Genomic DNA, 16,222 nt, shown 5'->3' with positions numbered 1-16,222 from the left:
TCTGATGGTGTCGACGTCAATGGTATACGGGTGCATCATCGACGTCTTCAATACAGAAAATATCAGTGCGGAATGTTCCGGAGAGAAACCCCCGTCACGCCCCCGGATCCCCTGCGTTTACGGCCTTGAGGTCGGCTCGCGGAGAAGGACGTGGTCGATAGGGGTACGTGTCCCCTTCGCTGTTTCGCGCTTTGCGCGAAAGGCGCGCTGCTTTGGGGTGGGTGGAGGACGGGGTTGTTGCGGTGGCTCGTCCCTTTTGCTGTTTCGCGGCTTTGCCGCGAAAAGCGCGTCACTTTGGGATGGGTGGGGGATGGGGTTGGTGCGCTGTTCTGTCCCGGGCGCATTTCTGGAGCGTTTCTCCCGGCAAAAATTACCCTCGGCATACTTGCGCGAACGATTGCTCGTGCTACACTTGCAATTGCTGTTTCAGGGCGGGGTGGAATTCCCCACTGGCGGTAAATCGGGCGGTGCCAAAGGGGTGCCGCGGAGCAGGCGAGGCGTCTGCGACCGAGCCGATGAGTCCGCGACCCGAGCGTGTGTTGGTTCGCATGCCGGCTGAACTGGTGAGATCCCAGTACCAACGGTTAGAGTCCGGATGAAAGAGGCAGGTGATCTTATGTCTGAACAGTCGCAGCATATCCATTTTGAGAACACGAATAGGTGGAGCACCAAACAGCTCGTTACCATGGCGCTGATGTGTGCCTTGAGCGCGTTGTTTATGTATGTGCAGCTACCCATCCTTCCCTCGGCGCCGTTTTTGACGTATGACCCGTCGCTGGTGCCGGCGATGGTGTGCGGGTTTGCGTATGGCCCCGGTGCCGGTACCGCTGTTGCCGCTATGGCGATCGTTATCCATGCGCTCACCACGGGTGACTGGGTCGGCGCGCTTATGAACCTGGTTGCCACGCTGGGCTACATTCTGCCCGCGGCTATCGTCTACCAGAAGATGCATACCTATAAGGGTGCAGTGATTGGCCTGGTGCTCGGCGTCATTGCCGCTACGGCGTTGTCTATGGTCGCAAACCTTACCATTGGCGTATGGTTCTGGTATGGCTCGGTCGATGTGATCGCCCCGCTTATGATTCCTGCCGTGCTGCCGTTCAACCTTATCAAGACCGTGCTTAACTCGGTGTTGACGCTAGCGGTGTATAAAGCAGTCTCCAACCTCATCACGCCTAAAAAGGACCAGGTCAAAGGCCGCGCATGATTGAGTGTCGGGGCGTTTCCTTTAGCTATGACGGTGCCGTGTCGGCACTCGACGGTGTCGATCTGAACATCGAGGACGGGGAGTTTTTCTGCATCCTCGGTGGCAATGGGTCGGGCAAGTCGACGTTTGCCAAGCATCTGAATGCGCTGCTGCAGCCCGATGCGGGCACGGTACGTATCAACGGTATGGATGCGTCCGATCCCGAGCTGGTCTACGACATTCGTTCGACCGCAGGCATGGTGTTCCAGAATCCCGACGACCAGCTGGTGGCAACACTTGTCGAAGATGACGTTGCGTTTGGTCCCGAAAACCTTGGCGTGCCATCGGCACAAATTGCGCAGCGTGTACGCGAGGCGCTGAAGGGCGTGGGCCTGGTGGGCTTTGAGCGCCACGAGACCCATGCACTTTCGGGTGGCCAAAAGCAGCGCGTGGCGCTTGCCGGTGTGCTCGCCATGGAACCGCGCGTGCTCATTTTGGATGAGGCCTCCTCGATGCTCGATCCGCGTGGACGCAAGGGCCTCATGAAGGCTTGCCACGCGTTGCACGATCGCGGCATGACCATCGTGATGATTACGCACTTTATGGAAGAGGCCGCCGAGGCCGATCGTGTTGCGGTATTTCGGGCGGGGCGCGTTGCCATGCTCGGTACGCCCGAGGAAATCTTGACACGGGCGGACGAACTTGCGCAGTTCAACTTGGATATGCCGGCGTCGTGCTGCTTGGGCACGGCGCTTCGTGCGAAGGGCGTGCCCGTTCATGCGCAGGTGCGCGAGGTGGATATGGTCGCCGAGATTGCGCAGACATATGCCGACTGGAGTGGGGAAGACACCGCAGGGCGGCCTTCTGCATCCGATTCTCGTGTGCTCGACAACGCCTCCTCTGCAACCGACGGGACAGCCGCGTCGGAGCCCGTCATCGAGATTTCGCACCTCTCGCATAGTTACTCGCTGAGCGCCCGCGAGCGCCGCCGCTGGCATAAGCGCTCGGCCGTTGCGGGCAAATCGAGCAAACAGGCTCTCTGGGGAAACGACCCCAGCAGCCCGTGGGCGCTGCGCGATGTATCGCTGACGGTGCGTCGCGGCGAGTTCCTGGGCTTAGCAGGTCATACCGGTTCGGGTAAGTCGACGCTGGTCCAGCATCTCAACGGGCTGATTCGTCCGCAGGAGGGAAGCGTTTGCGCGCTGGGGCTCGACTTATCAAGCAAGAAAGATGCCGCCGCGGTTAAGGCCAAGGTCGGCGTGGTGTTTCAATATCCCGAGCGTCAGCTGTTTGCCGAGACCGTGGCGCAGGACGTGGCGTTTGGCCCGCGCAACCTTGGTTTGCCGCAAGACGAGGTTGAGCGCCGTGTCGCAGCATCGCTTGCGCGCGTGGGCCTCGACCTTGCAGCGATAGGCGACAAGAGTCCCTTTGAGCTTTCGGGCGGCCAACAGCGTCGCGTGGCCTTTGCCGGCGTGCTTGCCATGGAGCCCGAGGTCCTGGTGCTCGATGAGCCCATGGCGGGGCTCGATCCGGCCGCGCGCAGGGATTTCCTGGGGCTCATCGATCGGCTCCATCGCGAGGGCCTGACCGTTGTCATGGTCTCGCACAGCATGGATGACCTGGCAAATTGCTGTGACCGCATAATCGTGATGAACGAGGGCGCGGTGTTTGCCGAGGGAACGCCCGCACAGGTTTTTGCGCATGCGGATGAGCTTAAATCAATCGGCTTGGGTGTTCCCGCTGCCCAGCGCATGGCGTTGGCGCTCGCGGAAGCGGGCGTGCCGCTGCGTCGCGGCGGGCTCTATACGGTTGAGTCGTTGGCCGACGAGTTGGCAGATTTGCCGATCGGTCGCTCAGGCGGTTCTTCTAACGTCTCGGACATTGCTAAACCCAAGACGGCCCCGCGAGAGGAGAACTGCTGATGGAGGCGTTTTCGTTTGGCAGCTACTATCCCGGCGATAGTGCAATCCACCGCCTGGATCCGCGCACCAAGCTGCTCCTGGGCTTTGTGTTTTTGATCACGACGCTGACCGTCGGCGGCTTCCGCGGATTGGCCCCTGTCGCAATTTTCGTTGTGCTGATCTATGCCGTGTCTCGGGTGCCGGTTCGTCGCGTTCTGTCGTCGATGGCGCCGCTGCTGGCAATCGTCGTCGTGGTCGCGGTGCTCAACTTGTTTACCGATCAGAGTGGGCGCATCCTGTGGCAGCTCGGCTTTCTGCAGATAAGCGAGGGCTCACTGCGTTCTGCCGCCTTTATGGCGTGCCGCCTGACCCTGATGATGGCCGGCATGAGCGCCATTACGCTCACCACGCCCACGCTCGACCTCACCGCGGGCTTTGAGCGTCTGCTTGCACCGTTTGCGCGCGTGGGGCTCCCTGCGCATGAGCTCGGCATGATCATGGGCATCGCGTTGCGCTTTATGCCGCAGTTCGCCACTGAGATGAAGCAGACGGCGGACGCGCAGGCAAGCCGCGGCGCGCGCGTGACGGGTGGCCCGCTCGGCGGCGTGCGCATGCTCGGTAGCGTGGCGATTCCGCTGTTCACGGGCGTGTTCCGTCATGCCGAGACGCTTTCGGCCGCCATGGATGCGCGCTGCTATCACGGCGAGCAGGGCCGCACGCGCCTGCATACGCTAGCCTTTGGCAGCGGGGATGCGCTGGCCGCGGTGGCGACGGCGCTGCTGGTGACATGCGTTGTCGTTATCAATCTTCAACTCGTCTAAGCTCGATTCGAGCGCAAGAAAGGGGTCGCTATGACCGACATCGATCGCACGGCTCAGCTCGAGCGCGCCTGCTCGTATCTCAGGCGCATTCCGGCGTGGTATCTTGCCACGACCGATGTGAGCGATGGGCATCAGCCCCGCGTGAGGCCGTTTTCGTTTGCCATGGTCGATGACGGTAAGCTGTGGTTTTGCACGTCGCGCGACAAGGACGTGTGGGCGGAGTTGAGCGCGAATCCCAAGTTTGAGGTATCGGGCTGGAAGCCGGGGGAGTGCTGGATCGTGTTAACTGGCGAGGCCGCGCTCGAGGATGATGCAGTCGTGAGCGACAAGGTGCGTCAAGCGGGTTTTAAGCACATGGTGGGCATCGGCGAGGAACACGACAGTGCCAACGACGGCCGCCTTGCGTTCTTCTCGGTCCGCAACATTGCCGCGCGCTTCTGCGATATCGACGGCAGCGAAGAGCGCCTGGAGCTCTAGCTCGCACAAACCAGGCTCCCAAACTAGCTGGTACAGGAGGACACATGGACGGATTGAATACGGTGTTGGAGTATCTGACGTCGGTGCCGGCATGGTATTTGGCGACGAGCGTTGACGGACAGCCGCATGTGCGTCCGTTTTCGTTTGCTCAGATTCAGGACGACAAGCTGTGGTTTGTGACGGCGCGCACCAAGGATGTGTGGCAAGAGCTGCTGCAAAATCAGCGCTTTGAGGCCACGAGTTGGTGGCCGGGCCATGGCTGGCTCATCTTGCGCGGGCGTGCCGGCCTAGATGACCAGGCCGCTCCCGATATGCGCGAGGCCGGATGGAAGCATCTTGAGCGCTTGAGCGAGCACTATGAGGGGCCTAACGACCCCGCGCTCGTCTTCTTTAGCGTCGAGAATCCCGAGGCATTTATCTGCAATCACGACGAATGGGTGCCAGTCGAGCTCTAGCCAGCTGGCTCATCCTAACAACTTGGTTTTCGCATGGGCGGGCCCGTATTGCCCGGCGCCGTTAGGAGCGCCGGTCAATACGGTCCCGCTCTATTTGTCAATTCCTTCAAGCGAATGTGTCGGGAATGTTTCAATGCATGAATATGCAAGCTATTTACGTATTCATGCATCTTCTGGTGTTAAAGTTTCAACCCACTTCATAACGACGGCTGCGGGATGCGCATTGGTGCATAACTGCAGACAAGGAGTCTGATATGTCTGTAAAGGTTGGAATCGTCGGTGCGGCTGGATATGCCGGCGCCGAGCTCATTCGCCTCGTCCTCGGTCATCCCGAGTTTGAACTTGTTGCCATTACGTCCAACGCCGATGCCGGTCAGCCGCTGTCCGCGGTGTATCCGAGCTTTGCTGGCGTGAGCGATCTGGTTTTCACCACGCATGACGCCCCCGAGCTCAAGAGCTGCGATGCGGTTTTTCTTGCCGTGCCGCACACGGCTGCCATGGCACAGGTGCCCGCGCTGCTCGCATCGGGCGTCTCCTGCTTTGATCTTTCGGCCGATTACCGTCTGAGCGACGCGTCTGTCTTTGAGGCATGGTATGCCGCCGAGCACACGAGCCCCGAGCTGCTCAAGACCCGTGCCTTCGGTCTGCCCGAGCTGTTCTGCCAAGACTTGGAGACCGCCGCATCCGACCATGCCGACGGCAAGCCCGTGCTGGTTGCCTGCGCCGGCTGCTATCCCACCGCAACGAGCCTCGCCGCCGCTCCTGCCGTGCGCGCGGGCTGGGTGGCCGAGAACGGCCCCGTGATTGTCGATGCCATTAGCGGCGTGACGGGCGCCGGTAAGTCCTGCAACGCCCGCACCCATTTTTGCAGCGCGGACGAGAACCTGGAGGCCTACGGCGTGGGCAAGCATCGCCACACGCCCGAGATTGAGCAAATCCTTGGCCTGACCGACCGCGTCGTTTTTACTCCGCACCTGGCGCCGCTCAAGCGCGGCCTGCTCTCTACGGTGACGATGCCGCTTACGCCGCAGGCTATCGATACCTTGACCCTTGAGGACGTCGTCGACCACTACAAGAAGTTTTACGCCGGACGCAGTTTTGTGCGTGTGCTCGATGCCGGTCAGCAACCCAAGACGGCTTCGGTCGTCGGCACCAACGCCGCCCAGATCGGCCTCGCGCTCAATAAGCGTGCGGGCGTTCTGGTGGCTACGGGCGCCATCGACAATCTGTGCAAGGGTGCAGCAGGCCAGGCGGTCCAGTGCGCCAACATCGTCTTTGGTTTTGACGAGCGACGAGGCTTGCCCACAGTGGCGTGCCCGGTGTAGCACATTCGATTGTTAACGATTTGGTAGTCGGGCATCGAGTGGGGCGCCACTCTTAAGCTGGTCTCATGATCACGACTGGCATGGCGCACCAACCGATGTCCGTTTTTTGTTTGACATAAGGAGCCATAAAGACGATGAATACCGAGCTGTTTGATATCAAGATTCGCGCCGTCGAGGGTGGCGTTACGGCTGCGGCTGGTTTTAAAGCTGCAGGCATTCACGCTGGGTTCCGCAAGAACCCCGAGCGTCTGGATTACGCGCTCGTCGTGCCCGATAAGCCCTGCCCCGGCGCCGGCGTGTTTACGACCAACCGCTTTTGCGCGGCGCCCGTGCAGGTGAGCCGTGCCAACCTGGGCGGCGCGGACAAGGGCTATGGCATCATTGCCGGCGTTTCGGTCAACTCAGGCAATGCCAACGCCGCCACGGGTGAGACCGGCCTTGCATGCGCGCGCGAGACGTGCAGCATCGCATCGCAGGTCATCGGCTGCGAGCCCCAGCAGATTCTGGTTGCCTCCACGGGTGTGATTGGCCAGATTCTGCCGATCGACACGTTTGAGACCGCCATTCCTGCTGCCTACGAGGCGCTCTCCGCCCACGGTGGCGCCGATGCCGCTCGCGCCATCATGACGACCGACACACACTCCAAGGAGTACGCCGTATCCTACGTCAGTGAGGCTGCGGGTCATGCGGGCAATGTCTATACGGTAGGCGGCATGTGCAAGGGCTCGGGTATGATCATGCCCAACATGGCCACCATGATCGCAGTTATCACCACCGATGCCCCCGTCGAGCCTGCGGCACTTCATGCCCTGCTGCTCTCGACCGTCAAGCAGACCTTTAACAAGGTAACGGTCGATTCCGACACCTCGACCAACGACACCTGCATCATGCTTGCCTCCGGCGCCGCTGCCGCAGATGCCGAGCCTATCGTCGAGGGCTCCAATGCCTTTAACGAGTTGGCATTTGCCGTGCACGAGGTGTGCGAGAGCCTGGCGCGCAATATCGCCGCCGATGGTGAGGGCGCATCCAAGCTTGTTACGGTCAACGTTACCGGCGCCGTGAACGACGAGGAGGCCGATATCGCCGCCCGTGCCGTTGCCAACTCGCCGCTCGTTAAGACCTGCATCGCCGGCCACGACTGCAACTGGGGCCGCGTTGCTATGGCGCTTGGCAAGTGCGGCGTGAAGTTTAATCAGGAAGACGTTTCCATTGACATGATGGGCATGCCCGTCTGCCGCGACGGCCTGACCGTTCCCTTTGACGAGGACGAGGCCCTGCGACGTTTTGAGGCGCCCGAGATCGTGATTTCGGCCGACCTGGGCGCAGGCGATGCAGCAACGACCGTGTGGACCTGCGACCTCACGCATGAGTACATCTCCATCAACGGCGACTACCGTTCCTAGATTCCAGGCACGCTGCGCATCTTGCCGCGATTGCGGACAGCGGAGCACGGCGCGATAACGATACGAAAGACGAGGCAGATTATGAAATTCGCACGCGATTGTCGATCGAGCGAATCCAACGAAGCAACCGCGCAGCTGCTGTTCGAAGCGCTGCCGTGGATTAAGAACCTGACCGGCAAGACGGTTGTTATCAAATATGGCGGAGCCGCCATGGTCGACGAGCAGCTGCGCCGCGACGTGATGAGCGACATCGTCCTGCTTAAGATCATCGGCATGCGCCCCGTTATCGTGCATGGCGGCGGCAAGGCTATCAACGAGGCGCTGAGCCATTACGACATCCCCGTCGAGTTTAAGAACGGCCAGCGCGTGACCACGCCGGCGACTATGGATATCGTGCGCGAGGTGCTGGGCGGCAAGGTTAACCAGGAGCTGGTTGCCGCCATCAACCACCACGGCAACCTGGCCGTGGGCGTGTCGGGCAGCGATGCTGGCACGCTCATCGCCGAGCCGCTCGACCCCGAGCTCGGTCGCGTGGGCAAAGTGACGCACGTTAACACCGACTATATCGAGCGCCTGCTCGATAGCGAGTACATCCCCGTCATCGCTACCGTCGCGGCGGGGGAGGACGGCGGTTTCTTCAACATCAACGCCGATACCGCCGCCGGTGCCGTTGCGGCGGCGCTGCATGCGCATAAGGCGATCTTTTTGACCGACGTCGACGGCCTGTACAAGGACTTTAGCGACAAGGATTCACTTATCTCCAACCTAACGCTCGACGAGGTCAATGAGATGCTCTACGGCGGCGAGGTCGATAAGGGCATGATTCCCAAGCTGCGTGCTGCCGTCGATGCGCTTGCCGGAGGCGTATTTCGCGCTCACATCATCAACGGTACCACGCCGCATTCGCTGCTGCTGGAGCTGCTGACCGACGCCGGCGTCGGTACCGTGATCCACTCCACCGAGACGGCTTACGAGTTCGATACGCATCCACATCCGCTTTCGACGTTTGCTGCGCGTCTGGCCGAGAACCTCGACGAGGTCGAGAAGCTTCAGACGGTCTAACTGACCCGCAGCCGCCCCATTCCTGCACCCATAGGCCTGCGCCGTCCGGCGCTCAACGAAAGGCATCCCATGTCACTTGCAGCTCAGCAATCGCTTGAATCCCATTACGTTATGCATACCTTTGGCCGCTCTCCGGTCGAGTTTGTCGAGGGCCACGGCATGAAACTCACCGGCGACGATGGCCGTGAGTACCTTGACTTTCTTGCCGGCATCGGCGTGTGCAGCCTAGGTCATGGCGACCCGGCTGTGCTCTCGGCGCTCGAGGCACAGACCAAAAAGCTCATGCATGTCTCCAATTACTTCTACATCGAGCAGCGCGGACAGGTCGCGGCGCTGCTGTCCAAGCTTGCCAACGACGACGTAGATGGTGCGCGCGTGCTTGCCGATGCCATTGCCGCCGGCGATGAGACCACGGCAGCTGCTCTTGGTGCTCCGGCTGCGGATGAGCAGGTTTGGGAGACCTTCTTTGCCAACTCCGGCGCCGAGGCCAACGAGGGCTCGATGAAGCTCGCACGCCTGTACTCCAAGCGTGCCGGTAACGGCGGCAACACTATCGTGTGCATGCGCGGCGGCTTCCACGGCCGTACGCTCGAGACCATTGCCGCCACCATGCAGGATTGGCTGCAGGATAGTTTCCGCCCGCTGCCGGGTGGCTTTGTGGCCTGTACGCCCAACGATATCGATGAACTGCGTGCGATCTTTAAGCAGCTGGGGAGTGAAATTTGTGCCGTGATGCTCGAGCCGATCCAGGGCGAGAGCGGTGTGCACCCCATGACCGAGGAGTTTATGGCGGCAGCGCGCGACCTGGCACACGAAGTGGGCGCCGTGCTTATCGCCGACGAGGTCCAGTGCGGCATCTTCCGCACGGGTAAGCCGTTTGCGTTCCAGACCTATGGCGTGGAACCCGACATTATGAGTCTTGCCAAGGGCATTGCCGACGGCGTGCCCATGGGTGCCGTCGTGGCTAAGAAGGAGATTGCCGACGTGTTTAAGCCGGGCGACCACGGCTCGACCTTTGGCGGTAGCTGCTTGGCCGTCGCGGCGTGTGCCGCGACGCTCTCCGCGCTCGTGCGCGGCGATTATGCCGACCATGCTGTCAAGGTAGGCGCCTATATGGAGGCAAAGCTCTCCAAGCTGCCGCACGTGACCGAGGTGCGTGGCCGCGGCTTGATGCTCGGCTGTGATCTGGACGATACTGCGGGCGATGCGCATGATATTGTTGCCCGCGCGCTGGCCGCCGGTGCCGTGATTAACGCTACAGGTGCTCATACGCTGCGTTTCCTGCCGCCGCTCGTGTGCGAAGAGGCCGACGTGGAAAGCCTAATCGAGATCCTGGCGGGTGTCTTGGGCTAACGGGCGCAATAACTCAATTTGGACCGGGTTCCGGACTGCGGACGTGCCATATGCGGCACGATTCGGCGGTCTGGAGCCCGTTTTGCCTTAGATTTGCTAAGGCAGGGAGACCAGCTGGTCAAAAAACATTAAATATGAGTACTGTTACCGATTTGGTCGCAGCAATTTTGGACTAATAAGACCAGATGGCAAGTCGAAATGGCGATGAATGCACGATTTTGATCCAATTGTTAGTCCTTATAATGGACATATGTTGCGTAACTTAAGCAAATACTATCTTTTGATATGTTGTAAGCAAGGTAACAGTACTCATTTTTGCCATTTTCTGGCCACGGCCTTTGTGACAGACGTGCTGGCGGGTTCGAATCCCATGCGCTGGGCCCGAAAAAGAAAAGGCCTCCATCGCTGGAGGCCTAATAAATCGGTGGTGGGCGATGAGGGATTCGAACCCCCAGCCTTGTGCGTGTAAAGCACCTGCGCTAACCGTTGCGCCAATCGCCCGTGCGGGGAGAGTATAGCAAAACAATCGCCCCATTCACCTCATATCCATTAAAGGTAACCGGCGCGTGTCGGCGCGGAGCTGATTCAGTTGAGATTGCCTGAACATTCCGCCCCTCTTTACGCCCTCGGGTATACTCAAAAGCTACTGATTCGATTTGATGCCCAGCAACAGCAGAGGGGATAGTATATGTGCGGTTTTGTCGGTTTTGTCGGTGGGACGGATAACCAATCCGAGGTGCTCACCAAGATGATGGACCGCATCGTCCATCGCGGTCCCGACATGGGCGGTCAGTTTATCGACGGCCGCGTTGCCCTCGGCTTCCGCCGCCTGTCGATCCTCGACCTGACCGAGGCAGGCGCTCAACCTATGGCCAATGAGGACGGCAGCGTCGTTATCGTCTTCAACGGCGAGATCTACAACTTCCAGGAGCTTCGCTCCGAGCTCGAGGCCAAGGGCTACAAGTTCCACTGCGGCGCCGACACCGAGAGTCTCCTACACGGCTACGAGGAGTGGGGCGAGGCCGTCCTCGATCGCCTGCGCGGTATGTACGCCTTCGTCATCTGGGACAAGAAGAAGAACAAGCTCTTTGGCGCCCGCGATATCTTTGGCATCAAGCCGCTCTACTACTATCCCATGGCCGATGCGGGCGACGGCGCTCCGGGCGTGCTTTTTGGTTCCGAGATCAAGAGCTTCCTGGACTACCCGCACTTCCACAAGGCGGTCAACAAAAAGGCCTTGCGTCCGTACATGACGCTGCAGTATTCGGCAACCGAGGAGACCTTCTTCGAGGGTGTCTACAAGCTGCCGCCGGCGCATTACTTTACCGTAGACATCCCGACCGGCAAGATGAACATCGAGCGCTACTGGGATTGCGATTACTCTGCCGTCGAGAAGCCGTTCGAGGAGTACGTCGACGAGCTGGATGAGGTCGTGCACGAGAGCGTCGAGGCCCATCGCATCGCCGACGTCAAGGTCGCGTCGTTCCTCTCCGGCGGCGTCGACTCCAGCTACATCGCCGCTTGCCTCATGCCCGACAAGACCTTCTCGGTGGGTTTCGATTACAAGAATTTCAACGAGACTAACTACGCCAAGGAACTTTCTGACAAGCTCGGCGTCGAGAACGTTTGCAAGATGATTACCGCCGACGAGTTCTTCGGTGCGCTCGAGGACATCCAGTATCACATGGACGAGCCGCAGTCCAACCTGTCTTCCGTGCCGCTGTGGTTCTTGGCCGAGATGGCCCGCAAGGACGTCACCGTCGTGCTTTCGGGCGAAGGCGCCGACGAGCTCTTTGGCGGCTACGCCTACTACGAGGACACGGTTCCGGTCCGCAAGTACAAAAAGATGGTGCCGCTGCCCATCCGTCGCGCGCTCGGTAACCTGGCGCTGCATATGCCGTACTTCAAGGGACATAACTTCCTGGTCAAGGGTGCCGAGATCCCCGAGAAGTCGTTCCTGGGACAGGCTCTGGTATGGCCGGAGCGCGAGGTCGACGGCGTGCTCAAGCCCGAGTACAACACCGGCGACGGCGCCTTTGAGCTCGCTGCACCCATCTACGCACGCGTGAAGGGCCAGCCCGAGCTGGTCAAGAAGCAGTACCTGGACATGAACATGTGGCTCCCGGGCGACATTCTGCTCAAGGCCGACAAGATGTGCATGGCGCACTCGCTGGAGCTGCGCGTGCCCTTCCTGGACCGTAAAGTCATGGAGTTCGCCGAGCACATTCCCGACCGCTACCGCATCAACGAGAACGGCAACAAACAGGTACTCCGCCACGCTGCCAACAAGTCGCTGCCCGATGAGTGGGCCACCCGTCCCAAGGTGGGCTTTCCGGTGCCGATTGTCTACTGGCTGCGCGAGCAAAAGTGGTACGACTATGTCAAGGAGTACTTCACCGCGCCGTGGGCAAGCGAGTTCTTCGATACCGACGAGCTCATGCACTTGCTCGATTTGCACTTTGCGGGCAAGGGCGATTTCCAGCGCAAGATCTATACGCCGCTCGTGTTCCTGGTGTGGTACAAGCGCTTCTTTATCGACGAGGACCAGCCCGCTGTTCAGGCTGCCTAGCCTCGGCTTACGAACGCCTGCGCGTAACGGCTCCTCCGGGAGCCGTTTTTGCGTGGGTGCGTTTCAGTTACTATAAAAACCGTCCCTGCCAAATGGCTGAGAAAGGTGAAAGATGCACCATTCGGATTCCGCGACCGTGACCACGGTCGATACGCTTGCCAAGCTTCTCGATGTGTGCGGCGAGCTGCGCGCATCGGAGCAGGTTGACGAGCGTGCCGTGACCGGCTGCTCGTTTGATTCGCGCGCGGTCTCGGCAGGTGACGTGTTCTTTTGCAAAGGCGCTGCCTTTAAGCCCGCGTTTTTGAGCATGGCGCTCGATGCGGGCGCCGTCGCATTTGTGTGCGAGGAGTCGCTGGTCGAGTCTCTGGAACCGCTGGCGCAGGAGAGCGGTGCTGCGATGCTGGTTGTTGATAGCGTTCGCACGGCCATGGCCCTGTTGCCGCCGGAGGTCTACGACCGTCCCGACCACGACGTCAAGATCGTGGGCATCACCGGTACCAAGGGAAAGACCACTGCCGCTTTTATGCTCCAGTCGATTATCAAGGCGGCGGGCGAGTCCTGCGGCATGATCGGCTCGGTGAGTACCGACGATGGCATCGAGTGCTATGAGAGCACCAATACTACGCCCGAGGCCCCCGAGGTCTGGCGCCATATCGCCAACTGCCGCACGTCCGGTCGCCAGTCCATGGTCATGGAGGTCTCGAGCCAGGCGCTCAAGTACCAACGCGTCGAGAATCTGCCGTTTGACGTGGCGTGCTTCCTCAACATCGGCCGCGACCACATCTCGCCGATCGAACACCCCACGTTTGAGGATTATTTTGAGAGCAAGCTCAGGATCTTTGATCAGGCTAAGACCGCCGTAGTGAATCTGGGCACCGATGAAGTCGAACGCGTGCTGGAGGCCGCGTCGACGGCCGAGCGCTTGGTGACCGTTGGCGTCGAACATCCCGAGGCGAGCCTGTGGGCAAGCGATGTCCGCATGGTCGGCTTTAGCATCGAGTTTAACCTGCATGGCATGAGCGCCGACGAGCCCGAGGCGGGGGAGAAGGTCCTGCTGGGTATCGCGGGAGACTTTAACGTGGAGAACGCGCTGGTCGCTATCGCCGCCGCGCGCGAGATCGGCATCGGTATCGAGGCTATCAAGAAGGGCCTCTCCAAACTGCGTGTGCCGGGCCGTATGGAGGTCGTGGAGTCGAAGGACGGCCGCGTGATCTGCGTCGTTGACTATGCGCACAACCAGCTTTCGTTCCGATCGCTTTTCTCGTCGGTTAAGCGCGCGTTTCCCACTAGTCCAGTCATTGCAGTGTTTGGCGCTGCCGGCGGCAAGGCGCAGGAGCGCCGCGAGCAGCTTCCGCGCGAGGCCGCACCATATTCCGACCTGATGATCTTTACCAACGAGGACCCGGCTCACGAGGACCCGATGAAGGTCTGTCGCGAGCTTGCCGAACATGTTCCCGACGATACGCCGAACAAGATCATTCTCGATCGCGAAGCCGCTGTGCATGCGGCGTTCAAGGCGGCGCGCGAGGAGTACGTCAACGCCGATGCTCCCACCATTGTCTTGCTGCTGGCAAAGGGTGACGAGGAGCTCATGCACGTGGGCGACGAGTTCGTGCCCATCGAGAGCGACCTTTCGTTGGCCAATCGCCTGATCGATGTTACCCAGTTTGACTAATGAACCATGATGGCGGCGGCGCCCTGAGTGCGCTGTCGCCATAAGCGTGTTCCCTCAATCAAAACATGCCGTCCAAGTCCAAACCCTTCTACGTAAACGGAGTAACCATGTCCCACAACACCCTGCCGACCGTTGCCGAGCTTTCGGGCGAGATGCGCGAGCGCTTGGCCAAGGTCAAGTACGTCTTTACCGACCTGGACGCCACCATGCTCGCACCCGGCTCGTGCGTGCTGCGCGACAACGACGGCAACCCCTCGACCAAACTCGTCGAGGCCGTCGTGGCGCTCGCTCGCGCTGGTATTCAGGTGGTTCCCACCTCGGGCCGCAACCGCACCATGATCCACGAGGATGCGCGCGTGCTCGGCCTCAATTCCTACATCGGCGAGATGGGTGGCCTGGTCATGTACGACCTCAAGGCCAACGATTGGGAGTATCTGACCGGCGATATGCCCTACGACCCTTCTTGCGGCCTCACGCCGCACCAGGTGATCGAGCAGACCGGCGTGTGCGAGAAGATTCTCGTCCGCTGGCCGCACAAGATCGAGTATCACAACGACATGTCGACCGGCTACAAGTACCGCGAGGTCACCGTCGGCATGCGCGGCGATGTGCCCGACGATGAGGTCCAGGCCATCCTGGACGAGGCCGGCTGCGGCCTGGTCTGGGCCTGTAACGGTCACCTGACGCATCTGTCCAAGCCGACGACGCTCGAGCTCGAGCGCGTCGAGGATGGCCGCGCGTTTAACATCAATCCCGCCGGCCTCAACAAGGGCGTCGCCATTGCGCGCTTCTGCGAGCACCTGGGGATCGAGCGCGAAGAGACGCTCGCGCTCGGCGACTCCGAGTCCGACTTCTACATGGCCGATCACGTGGGCACGTTCTGCCTGGTCGAGAATGGCCTGACCAGCGCCGGCGCGCCCGAGTTCCTGGCTGCTTGCGAGAACGCTTTCGTTACGCGTGGCAAAATTGTCGACGGTTGGGCGGCGACGGCAGAGCTGCTGGTCGCGGCGCGTTCGTAGCGCGCCGCCACCGCACTTGGACATGTCTTTTCGAGAGAGACTGGTGAGGTAATGTCCGATATCGAGAATCCGGCAGGCGACACGCGCCCGATAGGCGTGTTCGATTCTGGTTTGGGCGGTCTGACGGTTGCGCGCGCCATCGCGACGGCGCTGCCGCACGAGTCCGTCTACTACTTTGGTGACACCAAGCGCTGCCCCTACGGCACCCGCACCGAGGATGAGGTGCGCTCGTTTGCGTTGCAGGCGGGTCGTTGGCTGTCGAAGCACGACGTCAAGATTATGGTCATCGCCTGCAACACGGCAACGGCCGCGGCGTTGCGTCTGGCCCAGCAGGTGCTCGACGTTCCCGTGATCGGTGTGATCGCACCGGGCGCACGCGCGGCAATCAACAGCACCCGCACGCGCCGGGTGGGCGTGCTCGCCACCAACCTCACCATTCGCTCGGGCGCCTACACGCGCGCCATTCAGGACCTGGATGCCGGCGTCGATGTATACGGCTGTCCTGCCTCGAGCTTTGTCGAGGTTGTCGAACACGAGCTCGCCTCGGGTGCACATCTGCAGGAACAGTGGCTTGAGAACGAGGACATCTTCGATACGCCTGCCGTGCGTGCGCTGGTGGGTGCCACGGTTGAGCCGCTGCGCGGCCACGGTATCGATACTGTGGTACTCGGCTGCACGCATTTTCCGCTGCTCGTGGGGCCTATTCGCCATACGCTGGGTCCCGGAGTGCGCGTGGTGAGCTCCGCCGAGGAGACCACGCGCGAGCTGACCGATATCCTCACGCGCCGCGAGCAGCTGGCGGGCGACGCAGCCGAGCCGCAGCATCGCTTTGCGACGACGGCCGATAACATTGCCGAGTTTGCGGTGGCGGGCAGCTTTATCTTTGGTCAGCCGCTCAAGAGCATCGAACATATCGATATCGATGAGCTGAAATAGATGTAAGGTCACCGACCAAAGGCTCACGTTCACCTTTTGC

General features: G+C 60.8%; 13 protein-coding genes, 1 tRNA gene and 1 riboswitch. Of the genes, 13 read left to right on the top strand and 1 reads right to left on the bottom strand.

Features of this window, described 5'->3' with window-relative positions; translation table 11 throughout:
• The first annotated feature begins 418 nt into the window (after positions 1-418).
• Positions 419-611: riboswitch (FMN riboswitch) on the top strand.
• Positions 612-616: 5 nt separating this feature from the next.
• From AAAV21_RS04720 to AAAV21_RS04680, 9 genes are all read left to right on the top strand, one after another.
• Positions 617-1,207: an ECF transporter S component gene (locus AAAV21_RS04720; protein ID WP_118098990.1), complete on the top strand. Its 591-nt coding sequence runs from the start codon at positions 617-619 to the stop codon at positions 1,205-1,207.
• Positions 1,204-3,108, top strand: coding sequence for an energy-coupling factor transporter ATPase (locus tag AAAV21_RS04715; RefSeq protein WP_349107808.1), 1,905 nt, complete (start codon positions 1,204-1,206; stop codon positions 3,106-3,108). Before AAAV21_RS04720 ends, AAAV21_RS04715 begins: the two co-directional genes overlap by 4 nt.
• Complete coding sequence (locus tag AAAV21_RS04710; RefSeq protein WP_349107805.1) at positions 3,108-3,908, top strand: energy-coupling factor transporter transmembrane component T; 801 nt, start codon at positions 3,108-3,110, stop codon at positions 3,906-3,908. Before AAAV21_RS04715 ends, AAAV21_RS04710 begins: the two co-directional genes overlap by 1 nt.
• 30 nt (positions 3,909-3,938) lie before the next feature.
• Entirely contained in the window at positions 3,939-4,385 is a 447-nt protein-coding gene (locus tag AAAV21_RS04705; protein WP_349107804.1) for a pyridoxamine 5'-phosphate oxidase family protein, read from the top strand.
• A gap of 44 nt (positions 4,386-4,429) precedes the next feature.
• Positions 4,430-4,840, top strand: a complete 411-nt coding sequence (locus tag AAAV21_RS04700) for a pyridoxamine 5'-phosphate oxidase family protein (protein ID WP_349107803.1) — start codon at positions 4,430-4,432, stop codon at positions 4,838-4,840.
• A gap of 254 nt (positions 4,841-5,094) precedes the next feature.
• Entirely contained in the window at positions 5,095-6,165 is a 1,071-nt protein-coding gene (gene argC, locus AAAV21_RS04695; protein WP_349107800.1) for an N-acetyl-gamma-glutamyl-phosphate reductase, read from the top strand.
• A 134-nt stretch (positions 6,166-6,299) separates the two neighbouring features.
• Complete coding sequence (argJ, locus tag AAAV21_RS04690; RefSeq protein ID WP_349107798.1) at positions 6,300-7,568, top strand: bifunctional glutamate N-acetyltransferase/amino-acid acetyltransferase ArgJ; 1,269 nt, start codon at positions 6,300-6,302, stop codon at positions 7,566-7,568.
• 81 nt (positions 7,569-7,649) lie between these two features.
• Positions 7,650-8,630, top strand: a complete 981-nt coding sequence (gene argB / locus AAAV21_RS04685) for an acetylglutamate kinase (protein WP_349107795.1) — start codon at positions 7,650-7,652, stop codon at positions 8,628-8,630.
• A 69-nt stretch (positions 8,631-8,699) separates the two neighbouring features.
• Positions 8,700-9,983, top strand: a complete 1,284-nt coding sequence (locus tag AAAV21_RS04680; RefSeq protein WP_349107793.1) for an aminotransferase class III-fold pyridoxal phosphate-dependent enzyme — start codon at positions 8,700-8,702, stop codon at positions 9,981-9,983.
• Between the two features lie 425 nt (positions 9,984-10,408).
• On the opposite strand, the gene AAAV21_RS04675 is transcribed toward AAAV21_RS04680, so the two are convergent.
• Positions 10,409-10,484 (bottom strand) — tRNA-Val (locus AAAV21_RS04675).
• A 187-nt stretch (positions 10,485-10,671) separates the two neighbouring features.
• Here AAAV21_RS04675 and asnB point away from each other — a divergent pair.
• The 4 genes from asnB (at position 10,672) to murI (ending at position 16,182) form a co-directional block, all read left to right on the top strand.
• Positions 10,672-12,552 carry an asparagine synthase (glutamine-hydrolyzing) gene (gene asnB, locus AAAV21_RS04670; protein ID WP_349107790.1) on the top strand — a complete coding sequence of 627 codons (1,881 nt, stop codon included), beginning with the start codon at positions 10,672-10,674 and terminating at the stop codon, positions 12,550-12,552.
• Between the two features lie 112 nt (positions 12,553-12,664).
• Positions 12,665-14,227: a UDP-N-acetylmuramoyl-L-alanyl-D-glutamate--2,6-diaminopimelate ligase gene (locus AAAV21_RS04665; RefSeq protein ID WP_349107787.1), complete on the top strand. Its 1,563-nt coding sequence runs from the start codon at positions 12,665-12,667 to the stop codon at positions 14,225-14,227.
• Between the two features lie 107 nt (positions 14,228-14,334).
• Positions 14,335-15,246: an HAD-IIB family hydrolase gene (locus tag AAAV21_RS04660; protein ID WP_349107785.1), complete on the top strand. Its 912-nt coding sequence runs from the start codon at positions 14,335-14,337 to the stop codon at positions 15,244-15,246.
• 51 nt (positions 15,247-15,297) lie between these two features.
• Positions 15,298-16,182 (top strand): glutamate racemase, encoded by an 885-nt coding sequence (gene murI / locus AAAV21_RS04655; RefSeq protein WP_349107783.1) that lies wholly within the window; start codon positions 15,298-15,300, stop codon positions 16,180-16,182.
• Positions 16,183-16,222: the final 40 nt, after the last annotated feature.

The sequence above is a fragment of the Collinsella sp. CLA-AA-H302 genome (assembly GCF_040093305.1).
In the GTDB taxonomy this organism is placed as follows: domain Bacteria; phylum Actinomycetota; class Coriobacteriia; order Coriobacteriales; family Coriobacteriaceae; genus Collinsella.
This window is presented reverse-complemented; position numbering and strand designations above follow the sequence as displayed.

Excerpts from the sequence above, each read along its gene's own strand:
- AAAV21_RS04720 (WP_118098990.1), top strand. The coding sequence starts at position 617 with ATGTCTGAACAGTCGCAGCATATCCATTTTGAGAACACGAATAGGTGG.
- argC (WP_349107800.1), top strand. The coding sequence starts at position 5,095 with ATGTCTGTAAAGGTTGGAATCGTCGGTGCGGCTGGATATGCCGGCGCC.
- argJ (WP_349107798.1), top strand. The coding sequence starts at position 6,300 with ATGAATACCGAGCTGTTTGATATCAAGATTCGCGCCGTCGAGGGTGGC.
- AAAV21_RS04680 (WP_349107793.1), top strand. The coding sequence starts at position 8,700 with ATGTCACTTGCAGCTCAGCAATCGCTTGAATCCCATTACGTTATGCAT.
- AAAV21_RS04705 (WP_349107804.1), top strand. The coding sequence starts at position 3,939 with ATGACCGACATCGATCGCACGGCTCAGCTCGAGCGCGCCTGCTCGTAT.
- argB (WP_349107795.1), top strand. The coding sequence starts at position 7,650 with ATGAAATTCGCACGCGATTGTCGATCGAGCGAATCCAACGAAGCAACC.
- AAAV21_RS04715 (WP_349107808.1), top strand. The coding sequence starts at position 1,204 with ATGATTGAGTGTCGGGGCGTTTCCTTTAGCTATGACGGTGCCGTGTCG.
- AAAV21_RS04665 (WP_349107787.1), top strand. The coding sequence starts at position 12,665 with ATGCACCATTCGGATTCCGCGACCGTGACCACGGTCGATACGCTTGCC.
- AAAV21_RS04660 (WP_349107785.1), top strand. The coding sequence starts at position 14,335 with ATGTCCCACAACACCCTGCCGACCGTTGCCGAGCTTTCGGGCGAGATG.
- AAAV21_RS04700 (WP_349107803.1), top strand. The coding sequence starts at position 4,430 with ATGGACGGATTGAATACGGTGTTGGAGTATCTGACGTCGGTGCCGGCA.
- murI (WP_349107783.1), top strand. The coding sequence starts at position 15,298 with ATGTCCGATATCGAGAATCCGGCAGGCGACACGCGCCCGATAGGCGTG.
- AAAV21_RS04710 (WP_349107805.1), top strand. The coding sequence starts at position 3,108 with ATGGAGGCGTTTTCGTTTGGCAGCTACTATCCCGGCGATAGTGCAATC.
- asnB (WP_349107790.1), top strand. The coding sequence starts at position 10,672 with ATGTGCGGTTTTGTCGGTTTTGTCGGTGGGACGGATAACCAATCCGAG.